Annotated in this window: 10 protein-coding genes; all 10 read left to right on the top strand. The window is 39.0% G+C overall.

The genetic code is table 11. The annotated features are described in order from the left end of the window. The first annotated feature begins 15 nt into the window (after positions 1 to 15). The 10 genes from WAE59_RS12135 to WAE59_RS12180 are packed head-to-tail and all read left to right on the top strand — an operon-like array spanning position 16 to position 17,573. Positions 16 to 2,991, top strand: a complete 2,976-nt coding sequence (locus WAE59_RS12135; protein WP_337856228.1) for a SusC/RagA family TonB-linked outer membrane protein — start codon at positions 16 to 18, stop codon at positions 2,989 to 2,991. A 48-nt stretch (positions 2,992 to 3,039) separates the two neighbouring features. Continuing rightward, a complete protein-coding gene (locus tag WAE59_RS12140; protein ID WP_337856229.1) occupies positions 3,040 to 4,590 on the top strand; it encodes a RagB/SusD family nutrient uptake outer membrane protein in 1,551 nt (516 codons plus the stop codon). A gap of 16 nt (positions 4,591 to 4,606) precedes the next feature. Then, complete coding sequence (locus tag WAE59_RS12145; RefSeq protein WP_337856230.1) at positions 4,607 to 5,842, top strand: hypothetical protein; 1,236 nt, start codon at positions 4,607 to 4,609, stop codon at positions 5,840 to 5,842. A gap of 30 nt (positions 5,843 to 5,872) precedes the next feature. Next, complete coding sequence (locus tag WAE59_RS12150) at positions 5,873 to 6,994, top strand: DUF5007 domain-containing protein (RefSeq protein ID WP_337856231.1); 1,122 nt, start codon at positions 5,873 to 5,875, stop codon at positions 6,992 to 6,994. Between the two features lie 26 nt (positions 6,995 to 7,020). Next, positions 7,021 to 10,173 carry a SusC/RagA family TonB-linked outer membrane protein gene (locus tag WAE59_RS12155; RefSeq protein ID WP_337856232.1) on the top strand — a complete coding sequence of 1,051 codons (3,153 nt, stop codon included), beginning with the start codon at positions 7,021 to 7,023 and terminating at the stop codon, positions 10,171 to 10,173. Positions 10,174 to 10,196: 23 nt separating this feature from the next. Further along, a complete protein-coding gene (locus WAE59_RS12160; RefSeq protein ID WP_337856233.1) occupies positions 10,197 to 11,807 on the top strand; it encodes a RagB/SusD family nutrient uptake outer membrane protein in 1,611 nt (536 codons plus the stop codon). Positions 11,808 to 11,824: 17 nt separating this feature from the next. Further along, positions 11,825 to 12,604 carry a fasciclin domain-containing protein gene (locus tag WAE59_RS12165; protein WP_337856234.1) on the top strand — a complete coding sequence of 260 codons (780 nt, stop codon included), beginning with the start codon at positions 11,825 to 11,827 and terminating at the stop codon, positions 12,602 to 12,604. Positions 12,605 to 12,638: 34 nt separating this feature from the next. After that, positions 12,639 to 14,252 (top strand): DUF5008 domain-containing protein, encoded by a 1,614-nt coding sequence (locus WAE59_RS12170; protein WP_337856235.1) that lies wholly within the window; start codon positions 12,639 to 12,641, stop codon positions 14,250 to 14,252. A gap of 50 nt (positions 14,253 to 14,302) precedes the next feature. Continuing rightward, positions 14,303 to 16,114, top strand: a complete 1,812-nt coding sequence (locus tag WAE59_RS12175) for a DUF4983 domain-containing protein (protein WP_337856236.1) — start codon at positions 14,303 to 14,305, stop codon at positions 16,112 to 16,114. Positions 16,115 to 16,124: 10 nt separating this feature from the next. Further along, the gene (locus WAE59_RS12180) at positions 16,125 to 17,573 is read left to right on the top strand and encodes a BT_3987 domain-containing protein (RefSeq protein WP_337856237.1); all 1,449 of its coding nucleotides are present in this window, start codon (positions 16,125 to 16,127) and stop codon (positions 17,571 to 17,573) included. The last annotated feature ends 33 nt before the right edge of the window (positions 17,574 to 17,606 follow it).

Below are 17,606 nucleotides of genomic sequence, written 5' to 3' on the forward strand. Positions count from 1 at the left end.
ACTTAATTGTCTGTTATGCGCATTATTGCAACAATAACTTTCCTGGGTGTTTTGTGTACTACAACATACTCCTTCGGTAATACGGCTAGGTCTGTCTGTATTTCGAATAATTTCTCTTTTAGAGGAAATTTTCAAGAACAAACGGATACTTCAAAAAAAGTGACGGATACTGGTGTTGTCGGGATATCAGCCCCTAAAAGAGCTATTGATCGAAAACTACAGTCTAAGAGCAACAGTTTAGATCCAAAAAAACTCTCAACTTTCCCAGCGATTTCACTTCAACAATATTTGAAAGGTGAATCTGCTGGTTTATATGTTCAAGAACCTTCTGGAGAACCTGGAACTGTTCAAAATATGTTTATTCGTGGAACTTCTCAGCCGCTATTATCGGCCCGTGAGTTGTATGCTACTCAACCACTAGTCGTTTTGGATGGTGTTCAACTAGTAGGAGAGCATCCATTCGCGTTTGATATCCAACAAAACAAATTCGATAGAATTGGTACTGCCACAAACACGCTTGCCAACATCAACATGGCGAATGTTCAGTCAATACAGGTGTTGAAAGATTTATCAGCCACTGCTATTTATGGCCCTAAGGGTGCGAATGGGGTAATTGTCATCACTACAAATGCGCCAGCATCTGCTAGAAGAATTACATTTGATAGCTATGTAGGTATTGCTACACCCAATAACGTGACTACAATAAATGGTCGTTTCGAAAATTCATTCAGAAGACAATTTTACGATAAATATACTGCGAATGGCAATTATTCGGAGAATGATGTATATCCTTTGTATTTAAGTGATTCATTGAATAATGCATACTACGGCCCTGCTAATTGGAAAGATCAATATTATGGTAGCGAGATTCAATATGGTGTAAACGCAAGTATAGCAGGAGGTACAGATCGTGCAAATTTTAGGTTTTCATTAGGTACATTACGTAGCGGTGGAGTAGCGGATGATACAGGCGCAGATCGATATGACACACGTTTCATCATAAATATGAAACCGGTGAGCTGGTTTACGTTAAGCGCAATGGTCAATGCAAATCAGATTATGCGCCAACGAAACAAGAATGTTCGTGATCGCCTTTCGCAGGTGAATTATATTCCGGATTTGAGTTCACCTATCGCTCCTAATTCCTCATCATATATCAGTTATCTGAATGAGTTTAAGAAAGGCTTTGATAATAATAAGTCAAACATCGTGGAAGGTTTTGTGAAATTTGGCTTTGATTTTGGAAAATTGAAGTTTGTTTCGACTCTTGGCCTTGATTATAATGAAGGTACTCGTGATATTTTCTTTGCGAGAACTTTATTGCAAACGACTAATTATGCATCAAATTATTATGGATATAATCAGCGTGCTTCAATAGATAACATTGCAACGTATGATTATGAATTAAACGAAGATCATAAATTCAATTTTTCAGTTGGAAATATTTTTCAGTTTGATAAGTCCAAATATAACTACGCGTATGGCTATAAAGGAAGTAATGATTTTATCAAGCTAAACCTGCTTAATCAAGATTTAAATACTACGGTATTCAAGAGAGAGTTGGTTTATAAGTTTTTAGATAAAACTAAGAATAATCAAATTTCTGTCTACGGAAAAGTTGACTATAATTTCAAAGAAAAATACTCATTTTCGGCTATTTTGAGAGGAGATGCTTCTTCCAATCAACAACCTACGAGTCGTTGGTTTTACGCCCCAGTATTCTCAGCAGGTTGGGACATGAAAAAAGAGTTCTTCAATGATAACAGGTTGATTTCTGACTTGAACCTGCGAGCTAGTGTAGGACGGATGGGTAGATACGAAAATTTTGATAATTACGCTCAGGGGCCTCAATACACAGCATCAATAGGATTTACTGGAAATCTTATCACTCCGGGCTATAACGGTTTTGCTGTATTGACTCGTCCTTACACAGCTGGTTCTGTGGGATATGACATGAAATGGGCTTATACAGATCAATTAAATGTTGGAATTGACGGATCTTTCTTTGCTGATCGTCTTCAAGCTAGCGTAGACGCCTACTACAAAGAGGATAAGAATATGTTGTTAGGAGTTCCTTCTGCTGCGGAATACGGTTATACACAGGTGATAAAAAATGGTTTGTCTGTTAGGAACACAGGCGTTGAGCTTACGTTGACCGGTAAGATTATTCCGAACAGTAACGTTGTTTCCTGGACATCTTCCTTAAATGTTAATTACAATAAAAATACCTTAACAGCTTTGCCTGGTGGATTATCTCGGCTGGCAATCGGTAACAGATTGCTGAAAGTTGGAGAATCAGTCGACAGTTATTGGCTATTAAATAATAAAGGTATCTATAATACTGACGGTGAAGTTCCTGTGAATGCTGCTGGAGATAAATTGTCCTACAACGGTATCGACTTGAAAGCAGGAGATCCAATCTGGACTGATTTTAATGGAGATAACAATATAAATGATGATGATAGAATCTTGAAAGGTAATGCTTTGCCTGTTGTTTCAGGTGGCTTTAACAATGATATCAGTTATAAGAAATGGACTTTAGGCCTAAATTTCTACTTTAATCTTGGTAGAGATTTAATCAATCAGGAAATGGCTAACAGATTTGATTTTGTGAATCGTGAGGGTCAGAATAATATGAACTCAGTTCGTGAAATTACATTCTGGGAGAAGCGTGGTGATTATGCTAAATATCCATTGTACAATCCTTGGAGTTCGGTAGCGCCATATCAAGCTGCTCAAGATTTATTCCTTGAAGATGCTTCTTTTGTAAAATTGCGTACGCTGTCGCTTTCCTATGATTTGACCGATATGTTCAAGAAGAAATCTCCAAATGTTCAAAAATTCCTTGTTTATGGAAGCGTTCATAACGTATTTACATTGACAAACTATACTGGACAAGACCCTGAATTGGTGAATTATACCGGATACGATTCGGGTTACGGAATTCAAATCCCAAGAACGTTTACATTGGGTGTTAAATTGGACTTTTAAACCATAGTCGTAGAGAAATAATAACGAATACCTTAATAAATCGAGGAAATGAAAAAAATAATTTTACTGAGTCTTGTCTGTTTTGGTTTGCTTGCCAGCAGCTGTAAAAAGACCTTAGATATTAACTCAACCAGGGTAGTGAGTGAGGAAAACTATTGGAACACCATAGAGGACTCGAGGTCCGCACTTATGGGGGTTTACGGGTTGACACGTGCAGCACTGGCTGATCAAGAACGCCATTGGTTATACGGAGATATGCGTATGGGTAATTTCGATAGCCCCAATCGTCAGGATTTAAAGGCTATTATGAGAAATGACCTGAATGCATCTCACGAGGTAATTCGTGATTTGTCAGATTGGACGTTGTTTTACCGCATTATCAATTCTGCTAATATTTTTTTAGAACGTATAGGCGAGGTGAAAGCTAAAGATGCCCGTTATACAGAGAATAATATGCAGATTGACATTGCCCAGGTCAGATTTCTGCGTGCATTTGCCTATTTTTACATGGTTAGGATATGGGGCGATGTTCCATTCATTGTGTCTTCTAGAGACGGCAAATTCGAAAATCGTAAAAGATCAGATAAACAGGCAATTCTTGAATTTGTACAGGAAGAGATGTTGGCTGCAGCGCCAATATTGCCTTACAAATACAGTGCAAATGATCAACTGCAGCCAGGAAACTATTACAATGAGTCCGAAGTAAGGTGGGCAGGTGCTTTAGTAAGGAAACATACAGTTTATGGTATGCTTGCTCATGTTGCTGCATGGCAAGGTAAATACTCTGATGTAATCAACTATGCAAGTACAGTGATCAATGACTTTGGTAGAGGGGGCTTGAATTTTATCTCTACTGCCAGGCTTGCGGATAGGAGAGGGATATTCTTCGATAAAAATAGCGAGCAATTGTTTGGCTTTGGCTTCGTTTATGGCCATCAGGATGCAAGTTACAGGGGGAATATCGAGTCATTGACATTGGCTGAACCTATCGTAAATAAAAGTGTTCCGGATATGTATGTGCCTAAAGATTCTATTCTGTCCATTTTCAAGGAAACCAATGATGGTCGCTTTAATATTGATACTACGGGCGTGACCAGATCACAATTATATTTCACAAATTTTACTGGCAGATATCCGATCTTCAGCAAAATCAAATGTATACAAGACGGAGGCACTGATCCCACTTTCAGGATCTTTTCAAGTGCCATTGTTGTTACCAGATTAGAAGATATCACCTTATTACGTGCCGAAGCATATGCTGCGGTGGGTGAAAATGGTGCTGCTGCAAACGATTTAAATAGAGTTAGACAGCGAAGATATAACGTGGATCACATGGGGTTGCAGAATCAACGTGATAACGATTATATTCCATACAGCTTCGCCACCCATGGGAATGTGGTTGATGCAATTTTTAAGGAAAGACAAAAAGAATTTATGGGTGAAGGAATGCATTGGTACGATCAGATCAGATACCATAAAATCAAACAATCTAATCCTGCTTTTATGCAACTAATCAACAGTGGTGGGATTTACTGGCCGATTGCAAAGCATTTGCTTGATCAGAATCCCTTGTTATCGCAAAATTCATATTGGAAGTAATATAGTATAGATAGACATGAAAAAATCAATTTTATTCGGCAAGGCCCTTCTAGGATTTGTGTTTGCCGCACTGATATTTCAAACAGGTTGTAAGCGTGAGGAAGGTTATTATAATACTCCTAATACTGAGAATGAAACCACTTTAAACACGTATGAATACTTGAAAAGTAAGCCTGGTGTTTATGATTCGCTTTTGTTTTTGATCGATAAGTTAAAAATGAAAGATATAGTAAGTAATGATGCGGTAACGTTGTTTGCTCCGTCAAATTTAAGCTTTCAGATAGCTATTAAAAATTTAAATGATGTGCGTAGGGCTCAAGGCAAACCTGCGATGTATCTTAACCAAATTGCTCAAGGTGTATTGCCTGGTATGGCGAAAAGAGATAGAGCGAAAGCGATTGCTGACAGTTCGCACCTAGATACCTTAGTGGCTAGATATATCATCAAGAAAATTTTTGTTGCTAATGACTTTTCTGTAGGCGATGGTCAGACAATTTTTAGTGTCAGGGGAGACTATCCAATGCATGGTCTGCGGGTATTCGCTGATGCACAAGGTTGGCAAAATGGAGGCTCTTCAATTATTGAATTTTCAAACACAAAAAGGAGCATCTTTTTACCCAATTGGGCGAAAACTACTACAACTTCTGTCAATATTAAGACTAAAAATGGCATGGTTCATTTATTAAGGAATGACCACGTATTCGGATTTGATGATTTCGTAAGCAGAATTACTTTAGTACCACCACCACCAAATTTGTTTACCTACCCAAAAGGTGGTACTTGGTTTATCGCTTGGGACAATAAGGATAGTTTTGATGGTCAAACTAGTCCTGGAGAGAAGTTTATAAAGGTATTGGACAACAATTTTCAGACGAAAATGTTGAACAGCTTCGGTACGGATAATAAAATTTATATGAATTGGGTGCCTGATGTGCCAACCATTTCGAACTCTTATACGATCACTTCTGCGAATGATAGTAAGACTTACATAGATCGTGACCCTAAAGCTTGGAGAGTAGAGGCTACTGATGATCCTATTCCAGTAGCGCCTGCAACTACACCGGTACAAAGATGGACGGTTCTAGACACTCGCCAAGAGCAAAAGTTTACGACTAACTACCAGCAAAAGATTTATGATTTTGTAAACACAAAAGCATACAAGCATTATCGTTTGGTGTTCCTTCAGAACAATGGCGCTGGCGTAATCCAAATTTCAGAATGGACGATGAATTTTAGAGAAATTTTTGACTAAGGGAGGATGATATTTAAATTAAATAATGTTATGCAAGAATCAATTAAATATAAAGCATTAATACTTTTAACTACAGTAGTTGCTTTTGCTGGTTGCCGTAAAATATTTGACCTCCCACAAGAGACAGATTACTTGAGTGCAAAGGCTGATTATAATACAAAGATTTTTAGACCAAGACTAGGTAGAACCTCGATTACTACCAATGCATTTAGCGCGGACAATTCTAGTTTCCCCATGAACTTTCAGATACTGAATGCTAGGTTTGGAGATGGAAGAGATGCTAACGACATGTTTGTTTCAAAACCGACTTTGGTCTGGACATCAGAATATACTGGCAAAGAAACCAGTATCGCCGAAATTGAAGCAAAACGTAAGTTGGAAAATCGCCCGATGGTAGAATTGAGGGGCTCAGGAGATTTAGTCATGTGGTATACCGCTACAAAAGATCTAATTAAGCCAGCCGATTCCGTAACCTATCCTCAGGATACAAGGTATTTCGATGTGAAAATCTCGAATTCTGGCGGTAGCAGAATCATCAAAGATCTACAAATCATCCCCCAAATAGATATTCCTTATGAACCGAGTGATGATTATAACACGATAACTGGGAAGCCCAATACAACAACTCCATCAGGTAAGGTTAGGGTATTTAACTATCCTTCAGTAAGTGATGTTACTGCGGCAATTGATAACACTCCTATGGACGATGTTAAAAGTGCTACAAGAGGTCGTGTGTACATGTATATTAGGAAGTTTTCTAACAACCCTAATGGCAATAAGTTAAGATTCAAGGTGTTGAATAAAGATTCCGTAGAGATCAACCCCGTAATGTTTAACCAGACAAAATGGGCCGAGCAGGTTCACGGCTTCAATGAAACAGGCACAGCCTTGGGTTACGTGATGACGGACAAACATGTTGAGTATACTGTTGCTTATCCAATTCCACTAGCCAGGATACCTACTCGTTGGACTGCAGGAGGTATCAACGGAGATGGTAACTCCGCTAGAATAGAACTAGTTTACTCCCGAATTGCATTTGGTGGAACAACTAAGACAGCGCGAATCTCCAGCAATTTCAAAATTTACGAACGTGGTGATTGGGAGATTGTATTCCACTTTAAAGACAAGAACCCTAAGTTTGAAAACGACTAGTAATCCTAATGATTAAAATTTATACAATGAAAAGACAAATTATTCTGCTATCAATTTTTTTCAGCTGCATTTTTTTATGCAAGGATTTGATGGCTCAAACTAAACGAATTACTGTAACAGGTACGGTGATTGATCTGGAAACCAAACTTCCGATGATCAATGCCAGTATTACTACAGGAGTACCTCCTAGAACTATCGCTGCAGATGCCAATGGTCGATATTCGATCGTTGTGGAAGAGGGTGCCACCCTAACTTTCAGCTACATCAGTTATGACGTACAGAAAATTACATTAAAACCCGGCCAAACTACGTTGAATGTTAGTTTGAAAGAAACTAAAAATCAAATGAATGAGGTTGTGGTTCGTGGTTATCAAAAGAGAACACGTGAACAAACGACTGGTTCATCAGCTTTAGTAAATCGTCAAGAGATTCAGGATGTGCCAGTAGGCAACGTAGAGCAATTATTGCAAGGTAAAGTTGCAGGTTTGAATATTCAAAATAACACTGGTGCTCCAGGTATGAGAGGATCCACTAACATTCGTGGTCTTTCTACAATAGCGACTACCGGATCAGGCGATGATGCATTCTTACAGCCGACTTCACCATTATACGTTATTGATGGGGTGCCAATGGATGCAGACAAGGCTTCTGAATTTGGTTTTGATCAACAAGGTCCTGGGGTTAGTCCGTTGTCGTTGATTCCACAAGAGGATATCGCAAGTATCGAGATTTTGAAAGATGCAACGGCAACTGCTCTCTATGGTTCAAGGGGTGCTTATGGGGTTATCTTGATCCAGACCGTTCGCGGTAAATCTGAAATTCCAAGAGTAGTGTATACCTCTAACTATTATATGTCCGCTGTTCCCAAACTTCGCGAGACATTAGGTGGGAGTTTCGAACGTCAGTTCAAGTTAGACCAGATTAATAAATATGGTATGTTTGAACAACTATATAGGGTTTCAAACACTCCATTTTTGGCAGACAGTTTAAATGCCTTTTATAATAATTCCACTAACTGGCAGGATCTTTTTTATTCTGACCAATACAATATGACACATAACGTTTCGTTTGATGGTGGTGATCAGCGGTTTAACTACAAAACTAATTTAAATTACTATTCGCAAAATGGTATCGTAGAGAATACAGGTTTTGAGCGGTATAGCTTGAACATGAATATGGAATTTAAGCCTTCCAATAAATTGAGCTTCTTTGGACAAATCAGAAGTTCTATCGGCAGTGTAAAATCAGGTAGTGGTAGCGGGGTATTGCAAAGGGTGGTAGGAGTTAGTAGTGAGCGATCATCATTATTGCCTGGTCCATCATTTCTATTAGCAACCAGTGACGTACTTACTACCTTACAGATCAGAGAAAGTGCTGGTCCTAAAAACATTTCAGCGAATATGTCAGCCACTTACGAGATCTTGCCGGGTTTGAATCTTGGTACGTCTGGTAACTATGATTATACAATTGAGTCATCAGAGCGTTATTTGCCGGCCGCTGCAAATAGTCAGTTTGCCAGTTTATATAATTTCTATGCCTATTCCTCAGTTTTATACAATAGAAGTAACATTGCTTATACTAAGTCGGTGGGAGATCACAACTTTTTCGCAAGTTTGTTCTCTGAGATTTACATCAGAAAAAGTCAGGAAAATGCTACACGCTTGGAAAGATTACCAAATGACCAGTTTGAAGGTCCTTTAGGTTATGACGGTTATTTTTCCAGAGGTGGAGGTATTTTGAGCGGAAGTTTCAGGGATTTAAATCAAGCTTCTGTTGCTGCGGCATTCACTTATGATTATAAGAAAAAATACGTAGTGGATTTGACTTATAGGGTAGAAGGCAACTCGTCGAGTGGTCAGGATGATCCTTATTCAAAAAATCCTTCAATTGGTTTGAAATGGAACTTTACCAAAGAGAACTGGTTGAAAGGAACTTCTGACTGGCTAACTTATGGAGCTATCAGAGCTACATGGGGTCGCAATATTTTTCCACAAGGCGTTCTTACAGACATTTATGGTAGATTTAATCCATATGGGTTTTATAATAATGCACCTCGTGTGGGTATAGATTATGACCAAATCCCTAATCCAGTCTTGAAGCCTAAAAATGTAGTGCAATACAATTTGGGATTAGATGTCGGTTTTTTTGATGGAAAATTAGACGTCATCTTTGAAACTTACTATAGAAATGTCAAAAATGAATTGTTTAGAAATAGATTATCTAATACATTAGGTTTTGCAAACTATTTAAGTAATGATGCAGGTATTGCCAATTATGGATACGAGTTGTCGCTATCAAGCAGGCCATTACCAAGTACCTATAAACTTAGATGGAATATTTCCGTAAATGGAGCTCTGAATTATGATGTTTTAACGTCCCTACCAGCTGAATATAACGGGCAAGTTATAGAGGGTCAAGGGTCAGGACAGTTCATTGCTAAAAGAGTGGGTCGAAATGCCCTTTCAAATTATCTTTTCATCAATCAAGGAGTTTATGGTTCTACATCTGATGTTCCTGTAGATCCTGTAACAGGTTTAAGATTGAGAAACAATAACAACGGAAGTCATTTGAACTCCTACCAAGGCGGTGATGCTCGATTATGGGATGCAAATGGAGATTATGTAATCGATGATCGCGATAAGCAAGTGTTGGGTAATACACAGCCCCTGCTAACTGGTGGGATCAGTAACACATTTTCTTATAAAGATTGGACGTTGAACTTCTATGCGTCATATACTGCTGTTCGTTCTATATTGAATAATGCACTATCGGCTCGCTTGCGATTATTAAGTGATCCATTTGGTACTAATACTGTGCCTCCTCCAGGAGCCTTAAACATTTGGACTGGACCAGGCGATAACGATGCGACTTATGGAAACGTTTATGACTACGCCCACGGTGGATATATGGGTAATTTCAGGAATGAACAAGATCTATGGCAGGAAAACGGAAGTTACTTTAAAATCAATCAGGCCACGCTAGCTTATAATGTTAATAAGAAATTCTCCAAACGCCTTGGAGTAAATAATATTAGGACGCATTTTTCTACTGCGAATTTAGTGACTTTCTCACCGTATTCGGGACCTAATCCAGAAAACGTAACGAATTTGGGAAGAGACATCACTAGTGGATATCCAAATCCTCGTACTTACACACTAGGACTAGTAGTTACATTTTAATAGAGGCCAGAAAAACATAAGACATGAAAAAGATTATTATTTGCCTATTAGTTGTGATGGTCAGCTCACAGTATAGCTGTAAAAAGTTTTTGAGCATCACTCCCATAGATAAGTTGACAGGTAACAACTTTTATCAAAGCGTTGATGATATTGAAAGCAATATCACTGATATGTATGGTAGATTGTTTGATAAATATACACGTACCTCTTTTGCTGGAGCCACAGGAGAATTTCGTTCGGGAGAAGCAATTCCAGCAGTGCAAGGCGGTGAAATTAGAAGAGGTATTAGTCGAATAGGGGGGCACACCAGACAGGCTCCTGATCCGAAAGGCAGTACTGTAAAGCAGGTAATCCCGACTACTGTAATTAATGACCGTCTGTTGCTTGAAGCTGTTCAAGACGGTAGGGACTGGTCTAGTTATAATTTTAGGGATTTAACTAACTGGGAGGAATATTATAGGGTCATCCAAGCCGCAAATTTATTGTTGGTAAAAGTGCAAGAGGGTATTCCTGCCTTAAATGCCGAGCAGACGAAACGATATATTGCCGAAGCTAGATTTATCCGTTCTTTTTGTTATTTTCAAATGGTTAGGCTTTATGGTGACGTAGTTTATTACACCGCGGCTTACCAGAAAGATCCACTCCCAAGGGAAAATATGGTTTCCGTATTGAATAAGTGTATAGCTGATTTGAAATTAGCAAAGCCTGATTTGCCTTGGACTATGTCAGATCCGTCCCAGCGTGGGGTTCGAGCTAGTCGTGGTGCCGTAGTGGGTCTGATTATGAATATGAACATGTGGAACGCTGGTTTTGATCCTTCCAGGAAGATGGAATACTATGACGAAACCATTTCCTTGGGTGAAGAATTGATCGCCAGCAATGCATTTAAAATGTTGCCATTGAGTCAGTGGGCTACCGTGAGTAAAGGAAGATCTGAGGAGAGCTTGTTCGAATTGTTCAGAACGTTAAATTATAATGATTCCGATAATCCATTTGCACAAGCCAACCCATATTCTCCATTTGCGGATGTATTTATCCACTTTCCTTATAAGCAACCTGAGTATACCCACAGATACAGCAATGCTGTTTTTACTGAGGAGTATATGTTGAAGTTATATCCTGATCCAGGTGATCAGAGGTTGGAAACTTGGTTTGTGGCACCTTTTGATCAAAATCCTGAAACCTTTCAGTTGAAGAAATTTGCTTACAACACGTTTGTTGACGCTAGTAATCCTAGTCTTGACATCAATCCCGACAATACTTATCTCATCATGCGTTATGCTGATGCTATTTTATTATGTGCTGAAGCCTATGCTGAAAGAGGTAATGAAAGCGGCGCTGCTGACAAGTTGAATATGGTTAGATCGCAAAGAGGAGCCACAGAATTTGTTGTTGGCGCGGGTGATATTAAAGATGTTATATTTTGGGAACGAGCTAAGGAATTAATGGGTGAAGGTTCTCATTATTTTGATTTGGTAAGGACGAAGCGTATTATGAATAGGCAGTATGTTGAGAACCCCTTAACATTTGATAAATTCAATAGAGGAGGTTGGACCTGGCCTATCGATGCAGCCGCGTTAACCAACAATCCTTTGATGAGGCTAAATGATTACTGGATAGGAACTGGACTTTAACTAATTGAATTATGCGCATGAAAAATATTTTTAAGAAATACACGGTACCGTTTGCGATCTGCACTATGATGATAGTTACTTTAGTATCATCATGTGCCAAAGACGACTATTATATTGATGGTGGGAAATCTGACCCGGTTTTCAACGGAACAGTTTTGCAATATTTGCAATCCAATGATAAGTTTGATACCATAGCCCAAATAGTAAAACTAGCAGGTCTGGAAGATGTTTTCAATAAAGAAGATATTACATTTTTCGCCCCAACTGATGAGGTGGTTAGAAGAACGATTGGTCTCGTTAACACAAATGTGCCAAATATGGGTAATCGTTTAAATCAGGAGTTGTACAATCAGAACAAGGACACCATCAAAGTGCTGTCAGACGTTCCTACTGAAATCTGGAGAAGATACTTGCTAAAGTACGTTTTTAAAGGTAAATTGAGGTTGAAAGATTACCCGCAGCTAGATTTCGATTTACGCGCACTTTTTCCTGGCGCTTACTATCAAGGATATAATGGAGATTTGGCAAATATTGGTGTAGTATATAATGAAGTTAATGGCGTAAAATATACGGGATATAGGCAACTTAGTTTTTCAACTTTGCCTGATCCGTCTAACCCTCAGCAATTAAATTCTGCTGCAGTGGCCACTTCCGACATCCAACCAACAAATGGTGTCGTACATGTACTTGCAGTTTTCTACGGACCTGAAAAAATCGGGGGTGTGTTTCATCAAGAAGCAGCAAATCGATTTGGTCTTGGATATGATTTTGCAAGAGACGTAGTGTTAAGTAAGTAAGAGAGTTGGATATACAAATTTTAAAACAAGTATCATGAAATTGAAATATACAAGTTTAATTGTTCTCTTCGCAGGAATGCTTTTCAGCTCTTGTAAGAAAGAGAAGACTGTTTTTGAGGACCCTTATGGAGGAGGAAGAGCACCTTTGGGTATTGTAACTAATGCCCAGCAGCTACCGAGTCCTTCAATAGGTGAACCGGGTACATTGGTCACTATTACTGCAAGCGGATTGAAAGAGCACGAGAAGAGTCTAACATTCTTCTTCAATGGTCAGCAAGCTGAAATTAAATCTGTGACTGACAAATCCATTACTGTGGTTGTTCCGGAAAAGGCGAGTTCTGGTGTAACATCATTTGTTGTTGATGGTCAGTTGGTATTTGGTCCGAGATTCAGAGTATCTGGTAAAGCAGCCGTTGATTTCACATTTACAGCATTTAATGGTACAAATGGTGCTGTAAATAAAGCTGTTCCAGGACCAGATGGAACCTTGTATTTGCTTGGTAATTTTACCAGTTATAATAATAGTGGTTCGGTAAGACCAACCAACCGTATTGTGAGAATTTCTCCAAATGGATCTTGGGACAGATCTTATGCTGCGGGCAATGCTTCTAATGGACAGTTATTCGGAATGGTAACATTAAATGGTTGGAACTATATTGCTGGTGATTTTAGTGGATATCAACAACGTGGAGATATTAGTAGAATAACGCGTATTTCTACTGGAGGAGCAATTGATACTACCTCTGTATTGACCTATACCCAAAAGATTAAATATATTCCAAAGTTTAATGGAGGAGTAAGTGGTACAATACGTAGTTTATATACGTTTAATGGAAAACTAATTGCCAGCGGGGACTTCAATTATTATGTATCTAGGAGATATGATATCAACTCCTATAAGTACCAGGACAGTACGGCGCTGGATAGTGTTGAAGTAAGACAATTGGTTCGCTTTAACGAAGATGGTACCTTAGATAGGACCTGGAGGTTCGATGAAAACGCTGTCGGTTATAAAGGGCAAAAGGGCAAAAGCTGGGCAGGTGGCACAGGCAGAACTTCTACATTGATGCATGCTGACGGTAAAATCTTATGCTATGGGCAATTTACCAGATTCGATGATGTTGCTGCTGGTTATATCACGCGTTTAAATCCTGATGGTACCAAAGACAATAGTTTCAATCCTGGAACCGGCGCAAGTGATTATATCTTTTCAGCGAACTATAATGTTAAATTAAAGAAATACGTATTGGCTGGACGATTTAAGTCATTTAATGGAAAGCCAGCGGCGGGAGTCGTTGTGTTAAATGAAGACGGCTCTGTTGATGAGAGTTTTAAAGTTGGCTCAATAGAAGGTGGCTTAGCCTACTATGCGAAGCAGCTTGATGATGGGCTGATTGTAGTCAGTGGGGATTTCAAATCTTATGATAAAGTGGCTAGAGTTGGATTTCTAATTACCGATGGTACTGGTGCTCTGGCTCAGGGTTATAATAATCTTGGCAACGTAACTGGGTCTGCTCATAAGATTAACGATATCTATGAAACACAATCCGCAGATGGAAGGAGGGCTCTATTGATCATGGGAGACTTCAATAGATTTGACGATCAACAGCTTTATTATAATCTCGTACGGATTACCTTATTAAACTAAGGTGAAATTACTATTCAATCAATAACCGAATAAATTAAAAACATATGAACATGTTAAAGGCCAGAATTATTAGTGCATCGCTGTTTGTAATAGCGATAGCAACTGGATGTAATAGTGAGTTTGATAAGATGATTCCGGATGCACCAGAAACAAATTTGGATATTACTTATAAAAAACCAAAGATTCTCTACATCATCGCTGACGGTGCACGAGGCTCTTCAGTTAGATCGATGCAACCGGCGAACATTGTTAAATTGTTACCAAAGTCGATTTATAGCTGGAATAGCTTAAACGATTTAAGTACTACCAATGCTGCAAACTGGGCTGATTTAGTTACAGGCGTAAGGCAAAGCAAGCATGGAGTTGCTTCTGAAGATTTTGCAGGTAATAAGCTGTCGGACTATCCAGTGATATTCCAGCGCATAAAATCTATAAATCCTAAGCTCCGCATGGCTAGTTTTGCTTCTTCAGAAACATTTAAGGCGAACCTGACAAGCGGCATGGATGTTTCTGAGTCTTTTGCAGGTAATGATGAAGCTGTTAAATCAAGGATGGTAGATTTTTTGAAAACGGATACAGCTGCGCTGGTTCTAGGAGAATTTAGCGGAATAGATGCTGCAGGAAAAGCGTCGGGCTATGATATAACCTTTGCACCTTACAGAGATGCAATTACTGAGTTTGATACTCGTATCGGAGCGATCATAGAGACAGTAAAAGCAAGACCGACTTATGATCGTGAAAATTGGCTAATTATTATTACCTCTAATAAAGGAGGACAGTTTACTTTGTCACCAGCCTTAGATGATAAAACCATTTTTAGTAACACCAATGCGAATACCTTTACTATATTTCACACCGAAGAGACCAGCCAGACTTTTATTGGTAAACCTTTCGTAGGAACTTCAGTATCTGGGTCAGCAGTCAATTTTTTAGGAGCACCGGAAGGTGTACGGGGCTTAGTTAGTGAAAGTATTTCTCGTAATTTCAATTTTGGAGATACATCCAGTTTCACTATTTCTGTCAAGGTTAAGAAAAATAGAAATCCAGGAAACATATCTCGCGGAGAATATTACTATCAATGGCCTTCTATCTTAGGTAAGAAAGCGAAAAGCGGATGGGGAGATAACGAAGGTCCAGGTTGGGATTTCAGTTTATTGCAAAACCGATGGAGATTCTTTATTTCAGGTGGAAGCGATTTTAGAAACGGCTATGAAATCAATGGATTAGAGTTTAGCGGCGAAACATGGCACGATCTTACGGCCGTTGTGGAATATAAGCCGAACAAAAAGAAATATGTAAGAATCTATACTGATGGTGTCCTAGGCGTTACAAATAACGTTGGTGTTACTGGTGTAGGTGGATCCATTCCAAATCCTGCAGCTAAAGAAGTTGAGCTTCCCGGAGTTCCTAATTTTGACAATAATGCGCCACTACGAGTAGGCTGGGTAGATGGACAGATTGATGGTGCATTTGGAAAAATCGACGTAAGTCTATGTGACTTCAGAATCTTCAAGAAAGCATTAACAGAGAATGTAATTAAACAATATGCCTGTGTTCCACTAATTGACGCTAGCCATCCGAATTGGCAGGATCTGGTAGGTTATTGGCCAATGAATGAGGGAAGTGGTTCAAAACTGAGAGATCAAGGACCTTTTATAGCCGATATGACCTTAAGTGCTCAGAAATCCGATTACCAGTATAAATGGAATAGCTATAACAGTTTAATTTGTTCTCCTAATAACACAAACCTTGGAAATCTTGTTCCGAGAAATGTGGATGTTCCTGCGCAGATTTTAAGCTGGTTTAATATTGCCCGCCAAGATAAATGGGCTTTAGATGGTAAAGTTTGGTTGGCTTTTTAATAACAATAATATGAAAAGAATATTTTCTCAATGGCAACTAGGGCTTTTAGCCCTTGTTTTAACATCAGTTACATCATGTGAGCGTGAGAAACTTGATGACGTAATGTCTAATGAAAGTTATGGCAGTGTAAGTCTGTCTTTAGCGAGCAAAGCCGATATAGGTACGGGAAGTAATTTTAGCCTTACAAGTGGCGAGTTGAGAGTTCCTGTAACAATCAATTTTTCCGCTCCGACGACGAGAGCATTTGTAGTGCAGTTATCTGCAAACACGGACACGGTTACCAAATTAATCACTGATCAAGTGCTTCCTGTTGGAACCGTAAAATTGACTGATGGGGCATTTACGATTCCAACAGTGTTGAACGTTCCAATCGGGGTAACAAGCACCACCTTTGATCTTTCCATAAGTCGTTCTTTTATAGAGGTCAATTACGGTAAAAACATCGCTGTAGCATTGAAAATAGCTAATCCCGCTAAAGGGAATTCAATAGCACTTGGAAAAAATGCTTTGGTAGTAGCAGTCAAGACGGATCAAGTGGTGGATGAAAGTACCATTCGGTCTGTATCATTTGCAACTGCAACGGCTACTCACAATGTAGGCTTGGATAATTTTGCATTCAAAGGTTCAGATGATGTAACGATTTCAGTGCCTTTAAAACTGCAAGGTGATCCAGGAGTAGAATTCACTGTAGATGCAGTTGTGGTACCCGACAGTGTGAATAAGTACATCAATAACGGCACGCTTAAAAATTCAGTTCTGTTTCCGGCTGGTAGCTACTCTATATTGAATCCAAAGGTGAGGTTCGAGGTAGGTAGGTCTACAGCTGACTTGACAATAACCACTAAATTGACGACTTTGTATGCAATGATGGGCAAAAACCCAACAATAGGTATTACACTTAAAAACCCTTCTAAATTCCAGGTAGGAAATAGATTGCATACATCATACGTTGTTATAGACCAAGGGTCATTCAGACCGTATTATGGAGTGCCTTTCCTTATCAAAGGAGGAATAAACGCCGTTTCTGATCCAATCTATGCCGCGTATTACGATTTCGGTGGCGAGGGGATTGCATTTCACGATGATAATGGAAAAGATGGGGCTGGCGACTGGAGAGCACCAGATAAGGTCGATGTTTCACATGACTACAACCCGAGGACTGTTGTAGGTTGGACAAATGCTGGAGAGTGGCTGACTTGGACTGTACTAGTAGAAGAGACCGGTACTTACGAAATGGATATGTATTTTGGTGCAAATAATGCTGATGGAAGGTATAGGGTCTTTCTAGGCGAGCAGGATCTTACTGGTGAAAAAGCAGCGATAAATACTGGATCACATGGTGATCAAAGATCTCATAAGTCGACAGTAACCTTGACTAAAGGACGACATATTTTAAAACTGTTGTTTATTCGGGGTAATCATGATTACAGAGGAGTCATTTTTACTAGAAAAAGCTAATTAAAATTATTAATCACATTTGAAATAAAATAA

This window comes from Pedobacter sp. GR22-6 (genome assembly GCF_037402555.1).
Lineage (GTDB): Bacteria > Bacteroidota > Bacteroidia > Sphingobacteriales > Sphingobacteriaceae > Pedobacter.